We start from the raw sequence: 22,485 nt of genomic DNA, 5'->3' as shown, positions 1-22,485 counted from the left end.
ACCGACAGGCCGCCCTGACAGGATGGGAGGCATGACGGAGTCCTACCCCCGACTGGCCGCACGCACGCTGCGCTTCACCCTCGGCATCCCCCGCAACCTCACGGTCTCCCCCGACGGCGCCACGGTCCGCTTCATCCGTACGCCCGACGGCGTCACGCGCTCGGGTGCGCTGTGGGAGTACGACGTCGCCACCGGCGAGGAGTCGCTGCTGGCCGACCCGGTCGAGGTGCTCGGCGGCGCCGACGAGGACCTCTCCCCCGAGGAGCGCGCCCGCCGCGAGCGCAGCCGCGAGGGTGCCGGCGGCCTCGTCTCCTACGACGTCGACGGCACGGGCCGCTGGGCCTGCTTCCCCCTGTCGGGGCGCCTCTTCGCGATCCACCTCGGCGCGGGAGCGGTGCGCGAGCTCCCGGCCGTCGGCCCCGTCATCGACCCCCGCCTCGATCCGACCGGCCGCCACGTCGCCTACGCCAACGCCGCGGGCGAGCTGCGCGTCGTGGGCGTGGCCGGGACCGGCGACCGCGCCCTGGTCACGCCCGACTCCCCCACGCAGGCGTGGGGCCGCGCCGAGTTCATCGCGGCGGAGGAGATGGACCGCTTCCGCGGCTTCTGGTGGGCGCCCGACGGCCGCTCGCTGCTGGTGGAGCGGTACGACGACGCCGACGTCCAGGTGTGGCACATCGCCGATCCCGCCAACCCCGACCAGCCCGCCGTGGAGCAGCGCTACCCCGCCGCCGGCACGACCAACAGCACGGTCAGCCTCTGGCACGTGAGCCTCGACGGCACGGCGCCCACCGAGATCGTGTGGGACCACGAGGCGCACGAGTACCTCGCGCGGGTCGACTGGACGCCCGGCCACGATCCCGTCCTGCAGGTGCTCAGCCGCGACCAGCGCAGCAGCCGCGTCCTCGAGGCCGATCCCGCCACCGGCGCCACGCGCACCCTGCGCGAGCTGACCGACGACGCCTGGGTCGAGCTGTCCTCGGCCCCGCGCCGCGACGCGCAGGGCCGCCTCGTCACGCTCGAGGACGTCGGCGGCCGCCACCGGGTGTGCCTCGACGGCTTCCCCGCCAGCGGCGACGAGTGGCAGGTCCGCTCGATCGTCTCGGTCGACGACGCGGGCGTGCTCACCACCGCGTCGGCCGAACCCACCGAGGTCCAGCTCGTGCGCTTCGGAGCCGACGGCTCGGCCGAGGTCCTCACCGAAGGCGCAGCCGTGCACGGCGCGGTGGCCGACGGCGGGACCACCGTGGTGGTGCGTCACGGCCTCGACTCCACCACCGCCACGATCACGGTCCACTCCGGCGACGCCACGGGCTCGATCCGCGTCCTCGCCGAGCCGGCGCCCTTCACGCCCGAGGTCGAGATCGTCCACCTGGGCGAGCGCGACCTGCGGGCCGCGGTGCTCTTCCCCCGCGACCACGTGCGCGGGTCGCGGCGCCTCCCGCTGCTGATGGATCCGTACGGCGGCCCGCACGCCCAGCGCGTGCTGGCCTCGGGACGGATGTTCCTCGAGGCGCAGTGGATGGCCGACCAGGGCTTCTGCGTGGTCGTGGCCGACGGCCGCGGCACGCCGGGACGCGGCTCCGCGTGGGAGCGGGAGATCCGCGACCGCTTCGCCGAGGTCACGCTGCAGGACCAGGTCGACGCCGTTGCCGCGGTCGCCGAGCGGTTCCCCGACGACATCGATCCCGGGCGAGTCGGCATCACGGGTTGGTCCTACGGCGGCTACCTGGCGGCGCTGGCCGTGATGGCCCGTCCCGACGTCTTCCACGCGGCGGTCGCCGGCGCTCCCGTCACCGAGTGGCGGCTGTACGACACCTGCTACACCGAGCGCTACCTCGGACACCCGGACGAGCAGCCCGACGTGTACGACGCCAACTCGCTGCTGCCGCTGGCGCCGCGGCTGGAGCGTCCGCTCATGCTCATCCACGGGCTGGCCGACGACAACGTGGTCGCGGCGCACACGCTTCGGCTCTCGTCAGCCCTGCTGGCGGCGGGGCGCCCCCACACGGTCCTGCCGTTGTCGGGGGTCACCCACATGACGCCTCAGGAAGAGGTCGCGGAGAACCTCAAGCTCATACAGATGGAGTTCCTGCGGCAGCAGCTGGCTTGACCAGCCGCAGGCGACGGCCACCCTGGCCGGCGACCGGGCGGTTGATCGGCACCACGTCGCCGTGACCGCCGGGGACCTCGACGAGCGAGGCCATCGCCTTGCCGAACTCCTCGACCGCCTGGTCGGCCGCGTCGAGGCGGCCGGCCTGCAGGTGGAACGACTGCCACATCTCGGGGTACTCCCGCGCGATGACGCGAGGACTGTCGGACTTCAGCGTCACCTTCTGCAGGAACGCCTCGGAGTCGGTGCGCAGCGGGTCGAGGCCGCTGTAGTGGATGACGATCGGCGGGAGCCCGTCGAAGTCGCCGTGCAGCGGCGAGACGCCCGGGTCGAGCGGATCGGCGCCGCCCAGGTACGTGCGGGCCCACCGGGTGGCCAGCGCCGGGGTGAACCACGGGTCGGAGGCCGAGGGGCGCGAGCGCTCGATGTCGGCATGCATGTCGAGCCAGGGGCTGATCATGCCGATCGCCGCGGGCATCGGCAGGCCGAGGTCGCGGATCTCGAGCGCCATGGCCAGGGCCAGGCCGGCTCCGGCGTCGTCGCCCGCGAGGACGACCGTGCTCGGGTCGACGCCGTAGGACGGGAGCGCCCGGTAGAGCGCGATGAGCATGTCCAGCGCCGCGGGATAGGGGCTCTCGGGAGCCAGCGGGTACTCCGGCAGCAGCACGTCCATGCCGGCGTGCATCGCCACATGGGCGGCGAAGGCACGGTAGGCGCGCGAGCTGCCGACGACGTGACCGCCCCCGTGCAGGTAGATCATGGTGGCGCGGCCGGTGGCCGGGCCGGTGCCCTCGACGGTGACGAACTGCACGGGCAGTCCGGCGATCACGTCGAAGTCGTAGATCGCGCCCTCGGGGGCGCGGGCGGCGGAGGCGATCGAATCGGCCATGGTGCGCTTGGCACCGAGGCTGACGCGGGTCGAGTGCATCACGGGTCGGGCCAGCAGGAGGCGGGTACGGACGAGCGGCTTCGGAACGCTCATGTCTTCTCCTTCGCGAAGGCCGGGGCAGCATCCGACCTAAGTAAGTAGGTATTGACTTCAAGCAAGTGACGCCAGATTAGGGGGGCTATGACGCGAGTTGCAATCGAAACCTGAGAATTTGTGATTCCGGCGACATTTCTTCGTCAATCCAGTCACATTGGACACATGTCCCCCACTAGTTTCACTTCTCCACGCCCGTGGCGAGTGCGTGTCCTACGGTTCAGCCGTGACCGTTGAACGTGGGCCGAAGCGGCGGATGAGCGCCGAACGACGCCGTGCCCAGATCATCGACTCGGCGCGTCACGTGTTCGCCCAGAAGGGCTTCGCCGCCACCCGCACGCGCGAGATCGCGGCGGAGGCCGGCGTCAACGAGGCGATGCTCTACCGCCACTTCCCGTCCAAGGAGGAGCTCTTCGAGGCTTCCGTCCTGGAGTCCATCGACGCGGCGATGGTGCGCGCCACGGAGAACGCCCGGGGCATCAGCCGCGACCTCGCCGGCTCGGCCACCGACATCGAGGACGGCATCCGGAAGTTCTTCACCGACCTGCTCGACCTCGCTGTCGACCTCGGTCCGCTCATCGGCGCCACCGGCTTCGGTCCCGAGTCGCCCGTCCGCACGAAGCTGATCGAGCGTCTCGACGCACTCTTCGAGGTGGCGACAGCGATCACCGTCAGCGGCATCCCCGATCTCATGCGCGACGACGTCGACGTCAGGCTGGGCATGGAGAAGGTCTTCGGCGCCCTGTGGTTCACCGCGGAGATGGCCCGGTGGACCGAGCGCCCGTTCGACCGCGAGAGCGTCCTCGACCAGATGATGGTGACGATCTTCAACGGCATCATCCAGTTGCCGGAAGAGGAGACCTCGGTCCCCACCTGAGCGCGAAGCACCCGGCGAACCGCTCGGCCAGCGCGGGATCGCCGGACGCCACCTGCGGCCACTCGCCGCGCAGCAGGTCGCGCCCCGCCACCAGGACGACGTCCGGGTTCCCCTCCGGAGCGCTCCCGGCCACCGGCGGCGCCGGGGGTGCCACCTGGTGGATCACCAGCGCACCGGAGTCCACCCGCACCCGCAGCACGACCGCCTCGACACGCAGCTCGTAGTCGACCGGCGGCGCCGCCGCGGCCTCGGGCCGGAACGCCGCCCGGAGCGCCACCGTGAGGCCGTCCGCCGTCGTCAGGTCCTCGGCGCCGGGCTCCCCCAGCCGCTCGACGCCCCACCGGCTCAGGGCGAGCACGATCGGCTCGAGGCTCCGACCGGCCTCCGTCAACTGGTAGACGAGTCCGCAGTTCCGCAGCGGCACCCGCTGGACGACGCCACCATCCTGCAGGTCCTTGAGCCGCGCCGAGAGGATGTTGGTCGGGATGCGGGGCAGCCCCTGCTTGAGGTCGGTGTAGCGCCGCGCGCCGACCAGCAGGTCACGCACGATGAGCAGCGCCCACCGCTCGCCGATCACCTCGACCGCGGCGGTGACCCCGTCGTACTGGTCGTAGCTCCGGGCCACCACCGCGTCAGGCCTGCTGCCCCTGCTCGGCGAGGTAGGCCTCGGGGCCCTGCTCGGCCGCCACCGGATCCATGTAGAGGAAGCTCAGGCTGTTCCCGTCGGGGTCGTCCAGGTCGCGGCTGTACATGAAGCCGTAGTCCTGCGCCTCGCGCGGCTCGGCGCCTCCCGCGGCGAGACCGGCCTCCACGACGCGGTCCACCTCCTCACGGGACGTGCGGCTGAAGGCGGTCGACACCAACGCCGTGGTGGCCGGGTCGGCCACCTGCTTGTCGGTGAAGGTCGAGAAGAACTCGCGGGTGAGCACCATGAAGTAGATGTGCTCGTCCCAGACGACGCACGCGGCGTTGTCGTCGGTGAACTCCGGCTTGAGGCTCGCGCCGAGCGCCGTGTAGAACGCCTTCGCGCGATCGAGGTCGGAGGTGGGCAGGTTCACGAAGATGTCGGTCATGATCGAACTCCAGTCGATGACGAGCGGCCCAGCGCCGTCTGCGGAGTGCCGTGATCCCACACTTGCAAAAAACAAGCAACTCGTCAACGGTGCGGGGATCGCTTGATCCGTCGGGGCGCCGCAGGCAGGGGCGCGGGAGCGGCGGAGGGTGGATCCGGCGCCACGACGACCCATCCCCCGGCCTGCTCGGCACGGTCGGCCAGGGCCGGCACCGAGTCGTCGACCTCGACCAGCCAGGCGGCGTCCTCGAAGTCGTCCTCGCCGGCAAACTCGTCGCGGTGCAGCCGGCAGGTGATGCCCTCGGCCCCGAGCGCCGCGGCGAACGCCTCCGCGTCGTCGCGTTCGTCGAAGTGCACGTCAGCCATGGTGCGACGGTAGCGTCCGGGCCTCCGTCCGCGGCAGGATCCACCGGGTGAGCGCGAGGCCCCACAGCGCGGCCATCACGAACATCACCAGTCCGTAGACGGCCGCCGGCACCGAGAGCTCCACGCTGTCGAGCACCTCGACCGCCACGTAGATCGCGAGCGTGGCGTTGTGCACGCCGATCTCGAACGAGCACGCCACGGCCTGCCGCTCGGTGACGCCCGCCCAGGCGGGCACCACGAACCCGATGACCAGGCTCGCGGCACAGAAGATCGCGACCGCCAGGCCGACCGAGGCCGCGTAGTCCCCCACGTTCGAGCGCTGGTCGACGACGATGCCCACGATGATGATGAAGAGCACCAGCGCCGAGCCGATCCGCACGGGCCGGTCCATGCGGTCGGCGAAGTCGGGCCGCTTCGCCCGCACCCACATGCCGATCACGACCGGGATGAGCACGATGGCGAAGACTTCGACCACCTTGCGGTACTGCAGCGTGACCTCGTCCCCGAGGTCGAAGTAGGCCATGGCCAGGTTCGTGACGATCGGCAGCGAGACGATCGCAACGACCGAGTTGATCGCGGTCAGCGTGATGTTCAGGGCGACGTCGCCGCGGAAGAGGTGGCTGAACAGGTTCGCGGTGCTGCCGCCGGGCGAGGCGGCCAGGAGCAGCATGCCCACCGCGAGCACGGGCGGCAGGTCGAGCGCCAGCACGAGCCCGAAGCACACGACCGGCAGCAGCACGAGCTGGCACAGCAGCGCGATCGCGACGGCCTTCGGCGACCTCCGCACCCGCGCGAAGTCCGCGACGGTCAGCGACAGCCCGAGACCGAACATGATGATCCCGAGGGCGATCGGCAGGCCCACGGTCGACAGCATCGAATCCATGGCCGACACCCTACGTGACGGGTGTCACATTCCGGGCGGGTTCAGAGGGCGGCGCGGATGGCCGGCAGGCGGGCCTCGAACGCGGCCAGCCGGTCGCGCGTGCGCTGGGGCTCTCCCTTGCGCGCCAGGTTGAGCATGCCGGGGTCACCTCGCTCGATCCCGGCGGCGATCCGCTCCGTCGCGGTGGTCATCCGGGCGACCACCGCGTCCAGCAGCGCCATCGGGCCCCACTCGGCGTACGTGTCGACCACGAGGTCCAGTCGACGGACGACGTCCTCGAGCGGGATCTCGCGGTAGAGCGGGATGGCCGTCCAGCACAGGAAGGCGAGGTCGTCGATGCGCTGCCCCGGCCCGGCGAGGTCCCAGTCGATCATCGCCACGAAGTGCCCGCTCTGGATGATCCAGTTGTAGGCTCCGGGGTCGTTGTGGCAGATGATCTCGTCGTCGCCGAGCTCGACCTCGCCCGCCTGGCGCCACGTGCGCGGGCCGTCGGGCCGGAAGTCCTCGACGATGTCGTGGAAGTCGCGCAGCCACGCCACCGCCTCGACGAGCACGGTGTCGAGCACGACCTCGTCGTCGACGGGCACGCCGCGGCCCTCGATGTAGGAGACGACCTCGCGGTCGTCCTCATCGAGTCCGGAGACGTGCGGGATGCCGCCGAGGCCCTCGCCGGCGAGCCAGTCCAGCAGCTCGTGGACGGCCGGCGTCCAGGGGCCGGTGGGGCGCCGGACCGTGCGGCCCACACGCCACACGCCGCCGGAACCACCGGGGAGGTGTTCGGGGATCTCTTCACCACGTGCCACGCTGGCATCGTGACACATCACCACGCGATCGAGCCTGCCGAGGGACCGCCCCGACCCCGCCTGGCGTGGTCGCTGACCGCCGTGGTGCTCGCCGTGGCCCTCCTGGCCTTCGGCGCGGTGGCCGCCCTGTGGCCCGATCCCGACGACGTCCCGCAGGGCGCCGACCCGTACGGCGCCGTCGCGATCCTCGACGCGACGGTCACCGACGTCACCCCGTTCGACTGCAACAGCACGGGCACGGGGCCCGACAACATCCCCATGGTCGAGGGCTCGTGCGCGAACGTCACGGCCGAGACCGAGCGCGGGACGTCGGCGGTGTTCACCCTCGACCCGACGCGCTACGTCGGCGGAGCCGTGGAGAAGGGCGACGACATCCGCGTCATCGAGGTCGCCCCCGACGGCCAGCAGCCCACGTACGAGTTCTACGACCACCAGCGCGGTCCCCAGCTGATGATCCTGGCAATCGTGTTCGCGATCCTCGTCGCCGTGGTCGGTCGCTGGCGCGGACTGTTCGCGCTCGTCGGCATCGGCATCACCCTCCTGGTCCTGCTGAGGTTCGTGCTGCCGGCGCTGCTGGCCGACCAGCCACCGATCGCGGTGGCCGTGGCGGGCTCGACCGTGATCATGCTGGCGGTGCTCTACCTGGCGCACGGCGTCTCGATCCGCACCACCGCGGCGCTGTTCGGCACCCTGTTCGGCATCGGCTTCACGGCCCTCGCCGGAGCGATGTCCACGGACTGGGCCCACCTGACCGGGGTCGGGTCGGAGGACGACCACCTGCTGCTCGCCACCGCGCCCGAGATGAGCCTGGCCGGCGTCGTCTCGGCCTCGATGGTGATCGCCGGACTCGGCGTGCTCAACGACGTCACGGTCACGCAGGCGAGCGCGGTGTGGGAGATGCGGGCCCTCAAGCCCACCGCCGGTCGCACCGAGCTGTTCGGCTCGGCCATGCGCATCGGCCGCGACCACATCGCCTCGAGCGTCTACACGCTGGTCTTCGCGTACGCCGGCACGGCCATGACCACGCTCCTGCTGATCTCGGCGTACCAGCGCCCGCTGCTCGAGGTCGCCGTCACCGAGGGCATCGCGCAGGAGATCGTGCGCACGCTCGTCGGCGCGATCGGCCTCGTGCTGGCGGTGCCCATCACCACGGTCATCGCGGTCTGGCTGGCACCCACCCGCATCACTGAGCGTGACCTTTCCGGGGTCGACACGCCGTGAAGCACCCCTCGAACGTCACGCTCAGCGCTTCAGACGCGACCTGATCGCGTCGGCGAAGCGCTCGGCCGCCCCCGGGACGAGGTCGAGGTAGAGGCACGGCTCGACGGCCTCGATCTCCATGACCACCGGACCCGCCGGGCCGGGCACCAGGTCGACGCGCGCGTAGAGCGGCACGCCGAAGCGCGCGGCCAGCTCGCCGAGGGCGGCGTTCGCGAGGTCGAGGAACTCCGGTGCCGCCTCCCCGGCGGTCACGAGGTCCTCGTCGTGCATGATCGCGGCCTCGGACGCCGGGTCGTCAGGGTTGAGCAGGGCCGCGGTGCCCTGCTCGCGCAGGACCGGCTTCTTGTGCAGCACGTGCGAGATCTCACCGCCGATGAAGACCACGGCCGTCTCGCCCGCGGCGTCGACGCCCTCGACGTACGGCTGGACCATCGCGACGCGCCCCGAGGCGTTGATCTGCTCGATCAGCTCGCGGGCGTCGTCGTGGTGGGCCGGGTCGAAGCGACCCGTGTCGCGCCCGCCGGCCGAGACCGTGGGCTTCACGACGACCTCACCGCGCAGCTGCGGCGCCTGCGCCCCGGGCACCACGTACGCCGTGGGCACGGTGGGAACGCCGAGCGCGCCGAGGTAGGCCTTGTCGGAGTTGAAGGCGACCAGGTCGGGAGCGTTGGAGACGCGGTCGCCGAGCGACCGCACCCACACCACGAACGCCTCGCGCTGGATCGTGTAGTCCCAGGCGGAGCGGATGACCACGTGGTCGTAGACCGACCAGTCGACGTCGGGGTCGTTCCAGACGACGAACTCGGCTCCAACGAGACGCGCGGCCTCGTGGTCGTCCTCGAATCCGTCAGCGAGTCGGTCGCAGGTGGCGAAGGCGATGCGTGCCACTCAGAGGCCCCGTTCCTTGCGGAACACCGCGACGACCGCGTTGGCATGGCCGTGCCCGAAGCCGAAGTCGTCCTTCAGGAACGCGACCTGCTCCATGTGCTTGGCGGTCGCGACCGACTCCAGCTGGCGCATCCAGTGCTCGATGGGCTCACCGTGCTTCTTCTCGATCGCCGGGAAGTACGACGCGGGTCCCTTGACGTCCTCACTCATGACTCGAGCCTAGTCAGTCCCCGCGGCCCGGGACCCGAACTCCAGGCCGCGTGCCGCGAGGGCCTCGCCGAGCAGGCGCACGGCCTTGGGGCCCACGCCGTGCAGGGCGAGCAGCTCGGACTCGGAGAGGCCCGCGACCTGCTCCAGCGATGTGATGCCCTGCGCGGCGAGGGCGTTCGTCGCGGGACGCCCGATCGAGGCGGGCAGGCCGCTGGGCCGGGGTGCGTCGGTGTTCGTCATCTGATCTCTCCGTCCACGTAGTACCAGCGACCGTCCTCGCGCAGGAACGTCGACCGCTCGTGCAGGATCCCCAGCTCGCCGTCGGCGATGTAGGTCGCCCGGAACTCCACCACTCCCCTGTCGTCCTGCGGTCCGCCGGCCTCGGTGTCCACGACCTGGAGCCCGCGCCACCGCGGATTGTCGGCCAGGTCGAGCTCGGCCGGACGGGTCGAGGGGTGCCAGGTGGCGAGCAGCCAGTCGCGGTCGCCGCGTCGGAACGCATCGAACCGCGAGCGCATGAGCGCCTCGGCGGTCAGGGGCTGGTCCGTCACGGCACCAGCCTCGCACGGCCGTCGCGTGGCACGACACAATCACGGCATGGACGTGATGCGCTCGATCTGCCTGTTCGCCGTGGCCGCGGTCGCCGAGATCGGCGGCGCCTGGCTGATCTGGCAGGGCGTCCGCGAGCACCGCGGCGTGCTGTGGATGGGTCTCGGCGTCGTCGCGCTGGGGCTCTACGGATTCGTGGCCACGCTGCAGCCCGACGCGAACTTCGGTCGCATCCTGGCCGCCTACGGCGGCGTGTTCGTGGCCGGTTCCCTCGCTTGGGGGATGCTGTTCGACGGCTTCCGCCCGGACCGGTGGGACGTGGCCGGCGCCGCGGTCTGCCTCGTCGGCGTGGCCGTGATCATGTACGCGCCGCGCAGCGCCTGAGGGGTCAGGCCGAGAACGAGCGGAGCAGGTTTCCCATGAGCTGCCACAGCACGTGGTGCTCGGGGTCCTTCACCACCTGGTCCATCCCTGCGAGCTCCAGCATCATGTAGCCGTGGAGCGCGCTCCACCACTGCGCCGCCACCGCCTTCGGATCGTCGGGGCGCAGTACTCCCGCGTCCATGGCCCGCTCCACGAAGACCACCAGCTGCCGGAACGCCGCATACGCCACGTCCGCGTCGGGCCCCTGTCCACCGAGACCCCGCACGCTGATCGCCCCGAACATCACCGCGTAGAGATGCGGGTTCTGGAGGGCGTTCTCGCGGTAGGCCACGGCGGCCGCCAGCAGGTCGGCCGCGGGATCGTCGGTCCTGTCGACGGCACCCACCCGGTCGATGAGGCGACGGAATCCCTCGGTCGCGACAGCGTCGACCACCCCGCCCATGCTCCCGAAGTGCGTGTAGACGGCCATCGTGGACGTACCCGCGCCGGTGGCGAGTCGACGGGTCGACAGCGCCGAGGGTCCCTCCTCGTCGAGGATCCGTGCCGCCTCCTCGAGGAGCCGCGCGCGGACGGCGAGCGCCTGCGGACCCGGTTCAGAACTCATACTCGACAGCATGGCATAACGCCGTTATGGTCGGGGATAACAGTGTTATGCGACTCGGGCGCGCGTCACCAGGAGAGACGTCATGACCGAGACCATCCATCCCACGACCGAGTCCACGAACCGGTACCTGCGCGACAACTTCGCGCCGGTGCGCGAGGAGCTCACCGCCACCGACCTCACCGTCACCGGCCGCCTGCCCGACCACCTCGACGGCCGCTACCTGCGCATCGGACCGAACCCTCTCGACGACCCGGGCGACCAGCACCACTGGTTCCTCGGCGAGGGGATGGTGCACGGCGTGCGGATCCGCGACGGGCACGCCGAGTGGTACCGCAACCGCTGGGTGCGCTCGGCCGCCATCGCCGACACGCTGGGCGAGCCGCACCGCGGGACGCCCGGCGAGCGTGACTTCGCCGCGAACACGAACGTGCTGGAGCACCACGGCCGCACCCTGGCGCTCGTCGAGGCGGGCGCCCCGCCCTACGAGCTGACCCACGACCTCGCCACGGTCGGGCCGTGCGACTTCGGTGGCACCCTTCCGAGCGTCGCCGGCCGGCCGGGCTACGCCGCGCACCCGCACCGCGACCCGGACACCGGCGAGCTGCACGCCCTGTCCTACAACTGGACCGCCGGGAACCGCGTGGCCTACTCGGTGCTCGGCAACGACGGTCGCATCAGGCGCAGCGTCGACGTGGAGGTGCACGGCAGCCCGATGATGCACGACTTCGCCCTCACCGAGCGTCACGTCGTGATCCTCGACCTGCCCGTCACGTTCGACATCGCCACGGCCACCGAGGACGTGCCGCGCCTCGTCAGGCCGCTGGTGCGGGGGCTGCTCAACCGCGTCATCGGGCGCAACCCGCTGCCCGAGCCGGTGATCGCGCGGATCGCCCGCGGAGGCGACGCGGTCTCCCTCCCCTACCGCTGGAACCCCGACTACCCGGCGCGGATCGGCATCATGCCGCGCGACGGCGACGGCGCCTCGGTCCGGTGGTTCGAGATCGCGCCCTGCTACGTGTTCCACACCCTCAACGCGTACGACGACGGAGACACCGTCGTGGTCGACGTGATCCGCCACCCGAAGATGTTCGCGACGGTGCTGAACGGGCCGGACGAGGGCCCGGCGGTTCTCACCCGGTTCACCCTCGACCTGCGGACGGGACAGGCCCGCGAGACGGGAATCGACCAGCGTTCGCAGGAGTTCCCACGTCACGACGAGCGGCTGACGGGACGGCGGCACCGCTACGGCTGGGCGGTCGGCTTCGAGGACGGCGTGCCGGGCGACACGCTGCTGCGGCACGACCTCGAGTCCGGCTCTACCGAGTCGCGTCGCCTCGGCGCGGGACTGGAGGCCAGCGAGTTCTGCTTCGTGCCGAACCCCGACGGCACGGCCGAGGACGACGGCGTGCTGATGGGGTACGTCCACGACCGGGCCGAGGGCCGCAGCCAGCTCCGGCTGCTCGACGCGGCGACGCTCGACGACGTGGCGACCGTGCACCTGCCCGGCCGGGTGCCGGCGGGCTTCCACGGGAACTGGGCGCCGGAGGGCACCGACCTCGCCGACGTGTGAGGTCAGTCGGCCGTCGTGGCGCGGGCGGCCCGGCCGCCGACCACGGCGGCGCGGATCACGAGCCCGAGGATGACCGCGGCCCCGCCGAGCACCACCGCGACCAGTGCCGCCTCCGGCATCGGGACGAGGCAGGCCGCGGCAACGATGGCGGAGATGAGCGCCGCCGCCTTGGTGGGTCGCTCGGCCCGCTGGTGAGCGGCGAGCCAGGCCCCGTCGTTCGCCATGGTGCTCGGCGTGCGGATGCCGACGAAGGCGTTGCGCTCCAACCGCCCCTCGGCCGCGGCCCGCGCCATCCACCACAGCAGTGCGGCGACGCCGAGCATCACCACGCCGATCACGGCCCGGCCCACCAGTTCCTCGGTCACCCGTCCACCGTAGGCGACGAACGATGATGCCCTTCGCCCCGCTCAGGTACCCGAATGCCTCATTGTTCGTTCCCTGCGGACCCGCGCGACCGGACGTAGGGTCGTCGCGTGGATGACGACGCGTTCGAGACGCTGATGGCCTCCGTCGACCAGCCGCTCGTGGTGGTGACGACGGCCGCCGAGGACGAACGCGCGGGGTGCCTCGTCGGGTTCCACGCGCAGTCGAGCATCGACTCCGAGCACTACAGCGTGTGGCTGTCGAAGGCGAACCACACGTACCGCACCGGCCTGCGCGCGAAGCACTTCGCCGTGCACTTCCTCACCGACCGCGACCTCGCCCTGGCCGAGCGGTTCGGCACCACGTGCAGCGCCGAGACCGACAAGTTCGACGGCCTCGACGTGGACACCGACGAGTACGCGGTCCCCCTCCTGCGCGACTGCCCCAACCGCATCGTGCTCGAGCGGATCGCCGTGCTCGACGACGGCGGCGACCACGTGTGCCTGGCGTCGCGCGTCGTGGCGGCCCACGCCGGCGAGCCGTTCACGCCGCTGCGCGTCTCGGCGGCCACTCACCTCGAGCCCGGCCACCCCGCCGAGAGCCGCGCCGTCCACCCCTGAGATTGCTTCAGGTCTGCCGCAGGTCCGATCGAGCCGCCTCGATGAAGGCTCCGCGGGCGGACACGACGAGGCCGTACGCGTCTTGGTATTCCTCCGACCAGTAGGTCATTTCCTCGCTTTGGAGGTCGCGGCGGAACGTGACGAGCGCTGTACGCATGCCCTTCGCCCGGCTGATCACGTCCTCCGAGCCGAGGACCTCGATCACCCGAAGGCGCGAGGCGACCGAGCTGTCGACGAGCCAGTAGCTGTGCGCGATGTCCTCGAGAGGATTGGGGCAGCCCGGGGTCGCCCGGCCGAGGAGGTGTGCCGCCTCGTGCGCGCACTCCAAGTAGTCGACGTAAGCCTGTGACCGCTCCAGACGGCGTGCGTCCTGGACCGACTCCTTCCTCTGGCGGCGATGTCGAATTGCTTCCAGCGTGAACGTGAGGACGGAGCCCAGCACCAACGTCGCCAATGGGAGAAGGACAGCAGAATCCATGGCCAAACCGTCCCACGAACCCGAACGCGTCGGGTGCACTTCGCCACGACTGAGCCGTCAGGACTCGACCAGGGCCGCCAGCGCGTCGAGGTCCTTCGCGATCGTGCGGGCGTCCTGCTCGAACTCCTCGTCCGACAGGTCGAGCTGGCGCACCGTGAAGACCACCTCGGCGCCGTCGGGGTGCGCGAGGACCCGGAACGGGTTGGTGACGGTGGCACCGGACGGCAGCGTCACGTCGTGGTCGAGGATCCCGAAGGAGTTACGAGGGACGAACCGCACGCGCACCTCCCCCATCGGCGATTGCACGACGAGGTGGTCGTCCCTCACCTCGACCTCCGCCTCCGCCAGACCGGAGGCCCAGCGCGGCAGGTTCGCGGGTTCCACCGCGAAGGCGTAGACGTCCTGCGGCGACGCGGCGATGACCCGGCTGACGTGGCGAGACTCCATACCGTGCAGCATGCCACCCCCGCGGACGAGAATGGACCCGTGATCATGCGGCGATGGCGCGGAGCGGTCAGGGCGCAGGACGCCGACGCCTACCTCGCCCACCAGGACGACACCGGCGTGCGCGAGTACCGCGCCACCCCGGGCAACCGCGGCGTGTTCGTGCTGCGCAGGCCACTCGGCGACCTCGTCGAGGTCGTCACGCTCTCGCTGTGGGACTCGATGGAGGACGTCCGCCGGTTCGCCGGCGAGCAGCCCGAGGTCGCCGTGTTCTACCCCGGCGACGACGAGCTGCTCGTCGAGAAGGACCTCCACGTCGACCACTGGGAGGTCACCGGCGCCGACCTCGACCTGCCGGGGTTGAGCGCATGAGGCTGAACGCATGAGCATGCGCACCGTCGCCGAGAAGATGGGCCTGCGAGCGGGCTGGACGGCGCACTTCGTGAACGCTCCCGACGGCGTGCCGGAGTCGATGGGTCTGCCCGACCTCCAGCCGGTACCCCTCAGCGGCGAGGTCGACTACCTCCACCTCTTCGTCACGACCCAGCAGGAAATGCGTGACGAGTTCCCCCGCCTCGTCCCGCACCTCGCACCCCAGGGGAAGCTCTGGCTCTCGTGGCCGAAGGGCCGACGGCTCGGGTCCGACCTGACCCTGCCGACCGTGATTGAGATCGGCTACGACCACGGCCTCGTGGAGAGCACGTGCCTGTTGGTGGACGACACCTGGAGCGCGCTGCGCTTCACCCACCCGAAGCCCGGCCAGCAGTACCAGAACAGCTACGGCACCCTGCCCGACCAGCGCTGAACATCGCCCGACTGGCCCGATCTTGTGTCGATTGAGCCCACATGGGGGCGTCAACGACACAAGATCGCGAACCGCGACACACCAGGCAAGGCCGCGTGGCACCATCAGGCATGCCCACCGTCTCGTGGCGCTGGTCGATCGCTCTCGCCGCGCTCGCGCTCGTCGCCGTGATCGCCGCCACGATCGACTACTGGGAGACCCTGCCGTACGGATCTCGATGGCTCCCTTACGGTTCCAACGTCCAGGGACGGTCGCTCGGGGTGGCCACGGCCTGCTGCCTCATCGGGACCTTCGTCGCGCCTCGACGGCGACAGTGGTTCAAGGTGTGCGCGGTCGTCGCCGGGGTGCTGTTCTACACCTCGAGCTTCCACACCGGCGCCGGACAGGCGAACGAGTTCCCCGGCGTGATCCTGCCCTACTTCCTGCTGCCACCGCTGATCCTGCTCATCACGGCGACCCTCGTCCGGGTGGCCCTCGACGCCTCACGCCGACCGGAGCAGCTGGCCCACTCCGAGTAGCCGCCGGCCCCCGCGCGCACGACGCCCGAACCGATCGGACGAAGCGCGCGAGCTCACACATTCGATCGGAACTCGACCAGGTCGCCGTCGACCATGAGCGCCTGCGCCTGCCGCCGGCGCCAACGGCCATCGCGGGCAGGCCGGGCCGCCACTCACCTGCGGTGGGTGATGTCCCGCTCTTCGCCACGCGGCACAGTGGCTGACGGGGTGCGGTGTCGCAACGGCGCGACCTCCACCGTCCGGAAGGCACAGGTGCCGAACGTGACCGATCAATCGCAGGGCCGACTCTCGGATGCGCAGGTCGCCGAGCTGCTCGCGCTGACCAGGGACGTGGACAGCGTCGAGCTCAAGATGACCGTGCCGGACTCGGATCGACGCGCTGCCGTGGTGGCCCTGGGGATGGATGCGCTCGATGCCGAGATTCGCCAGGTGTACTTCTTCGACACTCCTGACCTGAGGCTCGACAAGGCCGGTGTCGTCGTCCGGGCCCGCCGGGCGCAGCGGCGGGGAGACGACTCGGTGGTCAAGCTGAGGCCCGTGGCGCCGGCTCATATCCAGGAGGCGTGGGCCTCGGACAACCTCGGGGTGGAGGTCGACGCGATGCCCGGGGGCTTCGTCTGCTCGGCGTCCATGAAGGCCACGTGGGAACCGACCCTGGTGAAGGAGGTCGCCTCAGGCGCGAAGGCGATCCACAAGGCGTACTCCAAGGAGCAACGATCGTTCTTCACGGCCCATGCGCCCGAGGGTGTCGAACTGGACGACCTGTCGATCCTCGGCCCCATCACCGTGCTCAAGCTGAAGCTGCATCCGCCCGAGCTGCGGATGCGTCTCGTCGCGGAGCTCTGGCTCTACCCGGACGGCTCCCGGATCCTCGAGCTCTCGGCGAAGTGCCCTCCGGCGGAGACCTTCCAGGCCGCGGCCGAGCTCAGGGCCTTCCTGACCCTGAAGGGTCTCGATCTCTCGGGCGAGCAACAGACGAAGACGAAGTCAGCGCTCGAGTACTTCTCCGCCCAGCTCTCAGGGAGTGACTAGCCGAATCTCTCGACCAGCAGGCCGTGTCGCAGTCCGCGATCGCTGACCGTGAGCGACTCGTTGCCGAACGCGGCGAGCACCGTTCGCACGATGCACGCACCCGCGAGGATGATGTCGGCCCGCTGGGGCTGCAAGCCGATGATCGAACGACGCTCGTCACTGGAGCTCGTGCGATAGAGCTCGATCTGCCGGTCGATCTCGGTCCTGTCGAGCACCGTGCCGTGGACGATGTCGGCGTCGTACTCCCCCAGGGCGTGCATGACGGCGGCCATGTTCGTGACAGCGCCACCCATCGCCACGAGCAGGTTCGGTGTCGGCCGGTCGTCGAGCCGGCGGAGGTCGGCAGCGATCGCCGCGAACGCCTCGGCCAGGGCGTCCTCGGAGACCGCCGCTCCGAGTCCATGTGCCTCCGTGTAGCGAACAGCGCCCACGTCCAGGCTGAACCGCTCGTCGATCTCCTCGCCGTGCCCGACCGTGAACTGGGAGCTGCCGCCGCCGGTCTCGAACACCACGAGGGAGCCTCGCGACTGTCCGATCCCGGCCCTCGTACCGAGATAGGCCAGTCGTGCCTCCTCGTCTCCGGAGACGACATCGATCGTCAGACCACACCGTGCCCGGACAGCAGCGATGAGATCTTCGCTGTTGGAGGCGATCCGCAGGCCGGCGGTGCCCACGGCAACGGTCTCCGCGGCGCCTGCCTGTGCGGCCTCGTCCACCATGGCGACGATGGCCTCCACCGTCCGCTCCATGGGCTCGGGGCTGAGTCGGCCGGCCTCGTGCAGACCTTCACCGAGCCGCGTGACCTCGGCACGGTCGGCGACCGCCCGCCAGTGACCGTCAGCGCCTCGTTCACCGAGGTGGAACTTGACCGAGTTGGTGCCCACGTCGATGACGCCGTAGCGCTCCGTACCGAGCCGCAGGAGCGACTTGAGACCGCGCGGGAAGCTCACGTTGGGCATCGGTGGCAACCCGAGCTCGCGGAGTGCGGCCATCACCAAGGCCGGGTCCTCGGACTCGATCGCGATGGTGCGGGTCGATCCCTTCCCGCTGCGCACTTCGGTCAGCTCGGCCAGACAACCTCCGATGGTGTGGCGTTCCCGCCTCTTGTGCACGTCGGCCGCGACCACGTCGGGGTGGGGGTGCACCAGTTCGTTCATGAACTGGCCCAGCGTGTACATGTCCCGTGCCAGAGGCGGCGACACGACGCCCAGAGCTGCGATGACGGTGTCGACGTCGGCCGAGGACAGGGGAAAATCGGCCTTCATCACCGGGGACCACTGCTGGAGTCCGCGCTCGTCCACGGCGACGAGGTGCTTGACGTCCATCAGGTCGTCGCGGATCTTGACGGTGTCGGTTCCCTCGGCCGACAGCAGGTAGAGCTCGTCGCTCTCCTGAATCCGGTCGGGAGGCGAGAGGATCAGCGCCGACCCGATGTCGACGGCTGAGTCGGCGAAGCTGCGCCACTCCCATCGCGGGGTCGTCTCGGTCACGATCAGGACCACCTCCGACTGGGGACGCTCGACGCCAGACTACGCCGTGAGTTCGGTGACCCGGCCGGCCTCGACGTGCCAGCGACGGTCGAGCCGCACCGTGCTCAGCATGCGACGGTCGTGGGTCACCAGCAGCAGCGCCCCCTCATACGTCTCGAGTGCCTGCTCCAGCTGCTCGATCGCGGGCAGGTCGAGGTGGTTTGTGGGCTCGTCGAGCACCAGCACGTTGACGCCGCGGCCCTGCAGCAGCGCGAGTCCGGCGCGGGTGCGCTCGCCGGGCGACAGCTCACCGGCGGGTCGGGTCACATGGTCGGCCTTCAGCCCGAACTTCGCCAGCAGGGTGCGCACGTCGGCTGGTGACATGTCGGGCGCGAGCCCCTCGAACACGTCGGTCAGCGTGGCGGCTCCGGTGAACAGCGAGCGCGCCTGGTCCACCTCGCCGATCGCGACGGACGCACCCAGACCGGCCGTTCCACTCGCCAGCTCCTGCCGACCCAGCAGCGCCCGCAGCAGCGTTGACTTGCCGGCACCGTTCGGGCCGGTGATGCCGATGCGCTCGCCGGCGTTGAGCTGCACCGAGACCGGGCCGAGCGTGAACTCACCCTGCCGCACCGTGGCCTGGTTGAGCGTGGCCACCACGGCGCTCGAGCGCGGCGCGGCGCCGATCACGAACTCCAGCTTCCACTCCTTGCGCGGCTCCTCGACCTCCTCGAGCCGGCTGATGCGGCTCTCCATCTGCCGCACCTTCTGCGCCTGCTTCTCGCTCGACTCCGACGCGGCCTTGCGGCGAATCTTGTCGTTGTCCGGGTTCTTCTTCATCGCGTTGCGCACGCCTTGGCTGGACCACTCGCGCTGCACGCGGGCGCGCCCGACCAGGTCAGCCTTCCTGGCCGCGAACTCCTCGTACTCGTCGCGCTGGTGCTGGCGGGCGATCTCGCGTTCCTCCAGGTACGACTCGTAGCCGCCACCGAACACCCGATTCCTGTGCTGGGCGAGGTCGAGCTCGAGGACGCGGGTCACGCAGCGCGCCAGGAACTCGCGGTCGTGGCTCACCAGCACGACGCCGCCGCGCAGGCCCTGCACGAACTTCTCCAGGCGTTCGAGGCCGTCCAGGTCCAGGTCATTCGTGGGCTCGTCGAGCAGCACGATGTCGAACCGCGACAACAGGAGCGCGGCCAGGCCCACGCGCGCGGCTTGGCCGCCGGACAGCGACGTCATCAGGCTGTCGGGCGAGAGCGCGCCGGCGTTCGGGTCGGCTGAGTCCTCCAGCACGAGCCCCAACTCGGCGAGCACGGCCGGGAGTCGGTCCTCCAGGTCGGCAGCGCCGCTGGCCATCCAGCGGTCGAGCGCCGCCTGGTAGACGTCGGCGGGGTCGGGCGCGCCAGGAGCGGGAGGTTCGGTGTTGCCCAGCGCCACGGCCGCAGCGTCCATGTCGGTGGTCGCGGCGGCACAGCCGGTGCGGCGCGCGACGAACTGCGCCATCGTCTCGCCCGGGACCCGCTCGTGCTCCTGCAGCAGACTTCCGACGAACGCGTCGGCCGGCGCGAGCTGCACCGTGCCGGCCTGCGGCTCCAGGTCTCCGGCCAGGATGCGCAACAAGGTCGACTTGCCGGCCCCGTTGACACCCACCACGCCGACGACGTCGCCAGGCGCGACCGTCAGGTCGAGGTCGTCGAAGAGCGTCCGGTGCGCATGGCCACCGGCCAGTCCAGTGGCGACGAGTGTTGCGGTCATGCGGTGTTCCTCTGGAGTCGAGCGGCGCGTGGGCAGCGGTTCCGGACAGTCCAGTGTCTCAGCGGTCGCGCTGCACGCGTCCCTCGTCCCACACGGGCTCCGAGCTCTCGCGCACCACGCCGTCGGCCCCGAAGACCAGGAATCGGTCGAAGGTCTTGGCGAACCAACGGTCGTGGGTCACGGCCAGGACGGTGCCCTCGTACGACTCGAGCGCGGACTGCAGCGCCTCGGCCGACTCCAGGTCGAGGTTGTCGGTGGGCTCGTCGAGCAGCAGCGACGTCGCTCCGCCGAGCTCGAGGCGCAGGATCTGCACCCGCGCCTTCTGCCCTCCCGAGAGCCGCTCGTACGTGGTCTCGGCCTGCTGCTCCAGCTCGTAGCGACGCAGTGACGACATCGCCGGCCCGCGCTGCAGCGCATGCTCGGCCCACAGGATGTCCAGGAGCGTGCGGCCTTCGAGCTCGGGGTAGGCGTGGGTCTGCCCGAAGTGACCCGGCACGACCCTCGCGCCGAGCTTCCACGCACCCGAGTGGTCGACCGGCTGGCCCGCCAGGAGGCGCAGGAAGTGCGACTTGCCCGAGCCGTTCGAGCCGAGCACGGCCACCCGCTCGCCCTGGAACACCTCGAGGTCGAACGGCATCATCAGGCCCGTCAGTTCCAGCTTCTCGATGGTGATCGCCCGCACGCCGGTGCGGCCGCCCTTCAGGCGCATCGTGATGTCCTGATCGCGCGGCGGCTCAGGGGGCGGCCCGATCTCCTCGAACTTCCTCAGCCGGGTCTGCGCCGCGGCGTACCGCGACGCCATCGCATGGCTGACGGCGGCAGCCTGCTGCAGGCTCACCACCAGTTTTTTCAAGCGCGCGTGCTGCTCGTCCCACCGTCTGCGCAGCTCCTCGAACCGGGCGAAGCGCTGCTTGCGGGCCTCGTGGAAGGACGCGAAGCCGTCTCCGTGCACCCACACGTCGGCCCCGGCCGGCGACGGCTCGACCGACAGAATCTTGTCAGCGGCCTCCGACAGCAGCTCACGGTCGTGCGAGACCAGCAGCACGGTCTTGCGGGTCTCGCGCAGCTGCTGCTCCAGCCGGCGCTTGGAGGGCACGTCGAGGTAGTTGTCGGGCTCGTCGAGCAGCAGCACCTCGGCCGGTCCGCGCAGCAACGCCTCCAGCACGACCCGCTTCTGCTCGCCGCCCGACAGCGTCACGGCCTCGCGGTCCATGACGGAGTAGTACGAGGCACCCAGTGCTTCGATCGTGCACATGTCCCAGGTGTTCTCGTAGTCGTAGCCGCCGGCCTCGGCCCAGTCCGAGAGCGCTTGGGCGTACGCCATCTGCGTGGCCTCGTCGTCGTTCGAGGCCAGTGCGGCCTCGGCGGCATCGACCGCCCGCGCGGCGTTGCGGATCCGATCAGGCGCCACGCTCACCAGCAGGTCACGCACCGACGACCCGTCACGAACCGTCCCGACGAACTGCGGCATCACCGCCAGGCCGCCGGAGACGTTCACGGTGCCCGAGTCGGGCTGGAGGGAGCCGTCGATCAGCCGGAGCAGCGTCGACTTGCCGGCCCCGTTCGGGCCGACCAGCGCCACGACCGAACCCTCCCCCACTCGGAACGACACATCCCCGAGCAGCATCCGCCCGTCCGGCAGGACGTAGTCAAGGTGTGCGACGTCGACGTGACCCATGACAGAAGCCTGTCAGGCGGGCTCACCCGTGCTGCGGCGGGTGAGCCGGTGGTTGTCGCTAACTCAGCTTTCGATGTGAAGCAGCCCGGTGATCACGCGCCGCAGGATGCGTTCGAACTGATCGTCGGTAGGGCCGGGGCCGGTGTCGGCCAGAGCTGCGGCCAGGTGGGGGTATGACCCCGTCGATGTGATGGCCGTCAGTTGGGTGGTGAGCGCAGTGCCCCCGGGGTCGGCCGGCGCAGCGCGCCGCTGGTCGTGCTCTTGCTTGCAGAGCATCCGCACCAACGCGTTGAAGACGCCTACTGCTTCGAGCCTGGTGCGGCCATCGGCTCCGGTACCGGCGAGCACCGCGAGCGCGTGGTCGAGGAAGGCGAGTCCGTTGTCACCAAGTGCTGGTGTGCTGTCGAGCGCTTCGAGCATCCAGGGGTGCCGGCGGTAGATGGCCTGTGCCTGTCGGGCCAGGTCGAGCATGTGGTCCAGCCACGACCGAGTCGTTGAGCGTTGTAGTTCGAACTCTCCGTTGACCTCCTCCACCATGAGCTCGATGAGCTCGTGGCGAGTGCTGACATAGCGGTACAGCGAGGCGGCGCCGGTGCCGATGGACCCGGCGACTGCGCGCATGGTGACGGCGGGCAGCCCGTCTCGGTCGGCCAGGGAGATGGCGGCTTCGGCGATCTCTCGGCTGCTCCGCGACGGAGCCCGGCCGCGTGGGGCACCGGTCGACTGTCGGCTCGGCCGTGGTTGTGCTGGCACGTCCTTGCCTCCATCGGTGAGCCGACACGCAGACTTGCGAACAACGTA

28 protein-coding genes are annotated in these 22,485 nt (G+C 70.6%); 10 read left to right on the top strand and 18 right to left on the bottom strand.

Features of this window, described 5'->3' with window-relative positions; all coding sequences use genetic code 11:
- Positions 1-31: 31 nt before the first annotated feature.
- Positions 32-2,113 carry a S9 family peptidase gene (locus tag H1W00_RS07315; RefSeq protein WP_181755029.1) on the top strand — a complete coding sequence of 694 codons (2,082 nt, stop codon included), beginning with the start codon at positions 32-34 and terminating at the stop codon, positions 2,111-2,113.
- Here the strand turns inward: H1W00_RS07315 and H1W00_RS07310 are convergent.
- Positions 2,076-3,095: an alpha/beta hydrolase fold domain-containing protein gene (locus H1W00_RS07310; RefSeq protein ID WP_181755027.1), complete on the bottom strand. Its 1,020-nt coding sequence runs from the start codon at positions 3,093-3,095 to the stop codon at positions 2,076-2,078. The genes H1W00_RS07315 and H1W00_RS07310 overlap by 38 nt on opposite strands.
- Before the next feature lie 226 nt (positions 3,096-3,321).
- Here H1W00_RS07310 and H1W00_RS07305 point away from each other — a divergent pair, with 226 nt between their 5' ends.
- On the top strand, positions 3,322-3,972 hold the full coding sequence (locus H1W00_RS07305) for a TetR/AcrR family transcriptional regulator (RefSeq protein ID WP_206679984.1): 651 nt from the start codon (positions 3,322-3,324) through the stop codon (positions 3,970-3,972).
- On the opposite strand, the gene H1W00_RS07300 is transcribed toward H1W00_RS07305, so the two are convergent.
- The 5 genes from H1W00_RS07300 to H1W00_RS07280 all read right to left on the bottom strand — a co-directional run bounded on the left by H1W00_RS07300 (position 3,932) and on the right by H1W00_RS07280 (position 7,096).
- Positions 3,932-4,600: a winged helix-turn-helix transcriptional regulator gene (locus tag H1W00_RS07300; protein ID WP_181755025.1), complete on the bottom strand. Its 669-nt coding sequence runs from the start codon at positions 4,598-4,600 to the stop codon at positions 3,932-3,934. The two genes, H1W00_RS07305 and H1W00_RS07300, sit on opposite strands and share 41 nt — an antisense overlap.
- A gap of 4 nt (positions 4,601-4,604) precedes the next feature.
- Positions 4,605-5,045 carry a VOC family protein gene (locus tag H1W00_RS07295; RefSeq protein WP_181755023.1) on the bottom strand — a complete coding sequence of 147 codons (441 nt, stop codon included), beginning with the start codon at positions 5,043-5,045 and terminating at the stop codon, positions 4,605-4,607.
- Between the two features lie 83 nt (positions 5,046-5,128).
- A complete protein-coding gene (locus H1W00_RS07290) occupies positions 5,129-5,410 on the bottom strand; it encodes a hypothetical protein (RefSeq protein ID WP_181755021.1) in 282 nt (93 codons plus the stop codon).
- Complete coding sequence (locus H1W00_RS07285) at positions 5,403-6,293, bottom strand: bile acid:sodium symporter family protein (RefSeq protein ID WP_181755019.1); 891 nt, start codon at positions 6,291-6,293, stop codon at positions 5,403-5,405. Before H1W00_RS07285 ends, H1W00_RS07290 begins: the two co-directional genes overlap by 8 nt.
- A 41-nt stretch (positions 6,294-6,334) precedes the next feature.
- Entirely contained in the window at positions 6,335-7,096 is a 762-nt protein-coding gene (locus tag H1W00_RS07280; protein WP_286929469.1) for a phosphotransferase, read from the bottom strand.
- Between the two features lie 9 nt (positions 7,097-7,105).
- On the opposite strand from H1W00_RS07280, the gene H1W00_RS17035 reads away from it, so the two are divergent.
- Positions 7,106-8,317, top strand: a complete 1,212-nt coding sequence (locus tag H1W00_RS17035; protein WP_181755017.1) for a YibE/F family protein — start codon at positions 7,106-7,108, stop codon at positions 8,315-8,317.
- 21 nt (positions 8,318-8,338) lie between these two features.
- On the opposite strand, the gene H1W00_RS07270 is transcribed toward H1W00_RS17035, so the two are convergent.
- The 4 genes from H1W00_RS07270 to H1W00_RS07255 are packed head-to-tail and all read right to left on the bottom strand — an operon-like array spanning position 8,339 to position 9,966.
- On the bottom strand, positions 8,339-9,205 hold the full coding sequence (locus H1W00_RS07270; RefSeq protein WP_181755015.1) for an ATP-grasp domain-containing protein: 867 nt from the start codon (positions 9,203-9,205) through the stop codon (positions 8,339-8,341).
- Positions 9,206-9,415 carry a DUF4287 domain-containing protein gene (locus H1W00_RS07265; protein ID WP_181755013.1) on the bottom strand — a complete coding sequence of 70 codons (210 nt, stop codon included), beginning with the start codon at positions 9,413-9,415 and terminating at the stop codon, positions 9,206-9,208. It lies immediately after the preceding gene.
- A gap of 9 nt (positions 9,416-9,424) precedes the next feature.
- Positions 9,425-9,655: a helix-hairpin-helix domain-containing protein gene (locus tag H1W00_RS07260; RefSeq protein ID WP_181755011.1), complete on the bottom strand. Its 231-nt coding sequence runs from the start codon at positions 9,653-9,655 to the stop codon at positions 9,425-9,427.
- On the bottom strand, positions 9,652-9,966 hold the full coding sequence (locus tag H1W00_RS07255; RefSeq protein ID WP_338072849.1) for a YchJ family protein: 315 nt from the start codon (positions 9,964-9,966) through the stop codon (positions 9,652-9,654). The genes H1W00_RS07260 and H1W00_RS07255 overlap by 4 nt, the downstream gene beginning before the upstream one ends.
- Positions 9,967-10,012: 46 nt before the next feature.
- Between H1W00_RS07255 and H1W00_RS07250 the strand changes: the two genes are divergently transcribed.
- Positions 10,013-10,348: a YnfA family protein gene (locus tag H1W00_RS07250; RefSeq protein WP_181755009.1), complete on the top strand. Its 336-nt coding sequence runs from the start codon at positions 10,013-10,015 to the stop codon at positions 10,346-10,348.
- A gap of 4 nt (positions 10,349-10,352) precedes the next feature.
- Here the strand turns inward: H1W00_RS07250 and H1W00_RS07245 are convergent, their stop codons facing one another.
- On the bottom strand, positions 10,353-10,952 hold the full coding sequence (locus tag H1W00_RS07245) for a TetR/AcrR family transcriptional regulator (RefSeq protein WP_181755007.1): 600 nt from the start codon (positions 10,950-10,952) through the stop codon (positions 10,353-10,355).
- 82 nt (positions 10,953-11,034) lie between these two features.
- On the opposite strand from H1W00_RS07245, the gene H1W00_RS07240 reads away from it, so the two are divergent.
- Positions 11,035-12,522 (top strand): carotenoid oxygenase family protein, encoded by a 1,488-nt coding sequence (locus H1W00_RS07240; RefSeq protein WP_181755005.1) that lies wholly within the window; start codon positions 11,035-11,037, stop codon positions 12,520-12,522.
- Between the two features lie 2 nt (positions 12,523-12,524).
- Here H1W00_RS07240 and H1W00_RS16530 read toward each other — a convergent pair whose 3' ends face one another.
- Positions 12,525-12,887 carry an SdpI family protein gene (locus H1W00_RS16530; protein ID WP_181755004.1) on the bottom strand — a complete coding sequence of 121 codons (363 nt, stop codon included), beginning with the start codon at positions 12,885-12,887 and terminating at the stop codon, positions 12,525-12,527.
- Positions 12,888-12,995: 108 nt separating this feature from the next.
- Between H1W00_RS16530 and H1W00_RS07230 the strand changes: the two genes are divergently transcribed.
- A complete protein-coding gene (locus H1W00_RS07230) occupies positions 12,996-13,505 on the top strand; it encodes a flavin reductase family protein (RefSeq protein WP_181755002.1) in 510 nt (169 codons plus the stop codon).
- 7 nt (positions 13,506-13,512) lie between these two features.
- Here the strand turns inward: H1W00_RS07230 and H1W00_RS07225 are convergent, their stop codons facing one another.
- A complete protein-coding gene (locus tag H1W00_RS07225) occupies positions 13,513-13,983 on the bottom strand; it encodes a hypothetical protein (protein WP_181755000.1) in 471 nt (156 codons plus the stop codon).
- Between the two features lie 57 nt (positions 13,984-14,040).
- Positions 14,041-14,430, bottom strand: coding sequence for an SRPBCC family protein (locus H1W00_RS07220; protein WP_181754998.1), 390 nt, complete (start codon positions 14,428-14,430; stop codon positions 14,041-14,043).
- A 39-nt stretch (positions 14,431-14,469) separates the two neighbouring features.
- Between H1W00_RS07220 and H1W00_RS07215 the strand changes: the two genes are divergently transcribed.
- From H1W00_RS07215 to H1W00_RS07200, 4 genes are all read left to right on the top strand, one after another.
- A complete protein-coding gene (locus H1W00_RS07215; RefSeq protein WP_206679983.1) occupies positions 14,470-14,799 on the top strand; it encodes a hypothetical protein in 330 nt (109 codons plus the stop codon).
- A 10-nt stretch (positions 14,800-14,809) separates the two neighbouring features.
- Entirely contained in the window at positions 14,810-15,232 is a 423-nt protein-coding gene (locus H1W00_RS07210) for a hypothetical protein (protein WP_206679982.1), read from the top strand.
- Positions 15,233-15,342: 110 nt separating this feature from the next.
- Positions 15,343-15,750 carry a hypothetical protein gene (locus tag H1W00_RS07205; RefSeq protein ID WP_181754996.1) on the top strand — a complete coding sequence of 136 codons (408 nt, stop codon included), beginning with the start codon at positions 15,343-15,345 and terminating at the stop codon, positions 15,748-15,750.
- Between the two features lie 261 nt (positions 15,751-16,011).
- A complete protein-coding gene (locus tag H1W00_RS07200) occupies positions 16,012-16,782 on the top strand; it encodes an adenylate cyclase (RefSeq protein ID WP_181754994.1) in 771 nt (256 codons plus the stop codon).
- On the opposite strand, the gene H1W00_RS17030 is transcribed toward H1W00_RS07200, so the two are convergent.
- The 4 genes from H1W00_RS17030 to H1W00_RS07180 all read right to left on the bottom strand — a co-directional run bounded on the left by H1W00_RS17030 (position 16,779) and on the right by H1W00_RS07180 (position 22,437).
- On the bottom strand, positions 16,779-18,272 hold the full coding sequence (locus H1W00_RS17030) for a Ppx/GppA phosphatase family protein (RefSeq protein ID WP_338072848.1): 1,494 nt from the start codon (positions 18,270-18,272) through the stop codon (positions 16,779-16,781). The genes H1W00_RS07200 and H1W00_RS17030 overlap by 4 nt on opposite strands.
- A 39-nt stretch (positions 18,273-18,311) precedes the next feature.
- A complete protein-coding gene (locus H1W00_RS16825; protein WP_181754992.1) occupies positions 18,312-20,006 on the bottom strand; it encodes an ABC-F family ATP-binding cassette domain-containing protein in 1,695 nt (564 codons plus the stop codon).
- Between the two features lie 58 nt (positions 20,007-20,064).
- Positions 20,065-21,684: an ABC-F family ATP-binding cassette domain-containing protein gene (locus tag H1W00_RS07185; protein ID WP_181754990.1), complete on the bottom strand. Its 1,620-nt coding sequence runs from the start codon at positions 21,682-21,684 to the stop codon at positions 20,065-20,067.
- Between the two features lie 63 nt (positions 21,685-21,747).
- Positions 21,748-22,437, bottom strand: a complete 690-nt coding sequence (locus H1W00_RS07180; RefSeq protein WP_181754988.1) for a TetR/AcrR family transcriptional regulator C-terminal domain-containing protein — start codon at positions 22,435-22,437, stop codon at positions 21,748-21,750.
- Positions 22,438-22,485: the final 48 nt, after the last annotated feature.

Origin of the sequence: Aeromicrobium phoceense (assembly GCF_013868155.1) — a bacterium.
GTDB classification, from domain to species: Bacteria; Actinomycetota; Actinomycetes; order Propionibacteriales; family Nocardioidaceae; genus Aeromicrobium; species Aeromicrobium phoceense.
The sequence above is the reverse complement of the archived record's forward strand: the minus strand, read 5'-3'. Positions and strand labels throughout refer to the sequence as shown.

What these genes read in the sequence shown, in the direction of transcription:
- H1W00_RS07315 (WP_181755029.1), top strand. Translation starts at nt 32, where the DNA reads ATGACGGAGTCCTACCCCCGACTGGCCGCACGCACGCTGCGCTTCACC.
- H1W00_RS07310 (WP_181755027.1), bottom strand. Translation starts at nt 3,095, where the DNA reads ATGAGCGTTCCGAAGCCGCTCGTCCGTACCCGCCTCCTGCTGGCCCGA.
- H1W00_RS07295 (WP_181755023.1), bottom strand. Translation starts at nt 5,045, where the DNA reads ATGACCGACATCTTCGTGAACCTGCCCACCTCCGACCTCGATCGCGCG.
- H1W00_RS07290 (WP_181755021.1), bottom strand. Translation starts at nt 5,410, where the DNA reads ATGGCTGACGTGCACTTCGACGAACGCGACGACGCGGAGGCGTTCGCC.
- H1W00_RS07285 (WP_181755019.1), bottom strand. Translation starts at nt 6,293, where the DNA reads ATGGATTCGATGCTGTCGACCGTGGGCCTGCCGATCGCCCTCGGGATC.
- H1W00_RS07265 (WP_181755013.1), bottom strand. Translation starts at nt 9,415, where the DNA reads ATGAGTGAGGACGTCAAGGGACCCGCGTCGTACTTCCCGGCGATCGAG.
- H1W00_RS07260 (WP_181755011.1), bottom strand. Translation starts at nt 9,655, where the DNA reads ATGACGAACACCGACGCACCCCGGCCCAGCGGCCTGCCCGCCTCGATC.
- H1W00_RS07250 (WP_181755009.1), top strand. Translation starts at nt 10,013, where the DNA reads ATGGACGTGATGCGCTCGATCTGCCTGTTCGCCGTGGCCGCGGTCGCC.
- H1W00_RS07245 (WP_181755007.1), bottom strand. Translation starts at nt 10,952, where the DNA reads ATGAGTTCTGAACCGGGTCCGCAGGCGCTCGCCGTCCGCGCGCGGCTC.
- H1W00_RS07240 (WP_181755005.1), top strand. Translation starts at nt 11,035, where the DNA reads ATGACCGAGACCATCCATCCCACGACCGAGTCCACGAACCGGTACCTG.
- H1W00_RS07225 (WP_181755000.1), bottom strand. Translation starts at nt 13,983, where the DNA reads ATGGATTCTGCTGTCCTTCTCCCATTGGCGACGTTGGTGCTGGGCTCC.
- H1W00_RS07220 (WP_181754998.1), bottom strand. Translation starts at nt 14,430, where the DNA reads ATGGAGTCTCGCCACGTCAGCCGGGTCATCGCCGCGTCGCCGCAGGAC.
- H1W00_RS07210 (WP_206679982.1), top strand. Translation starts at nt 14,810, where the DNA reads ATGAGCATGCGCACCGTCGCCGAGAAGATGGGCCTGCGAGCGGGCTGG.
- H1W00_RS07205 (WP_181754996.1), top strand. Translation starts at nt 15,343, where the DNA reads ATGCCCACCGTCTCGTGGCGCTGGTCGATCGCTCTCGCCGCGCTCGCG.
- H1W00_RS16825 (WP_181754992.1), bottom strand. Translation starts at nt 20,006, where the DNA reads ATGACCGCAACACTCGTCGCCACTGGACTGGCCGGTGGCCATGCGCAC.
- H1W00_RS07185 (WP_181754990.1), bottom strand. Translation starts at nt 21,684, where the DNA reads ATGGGTCACGTCGACGTCGCACACCTTGACTACGTCCTGCCGGACGGG.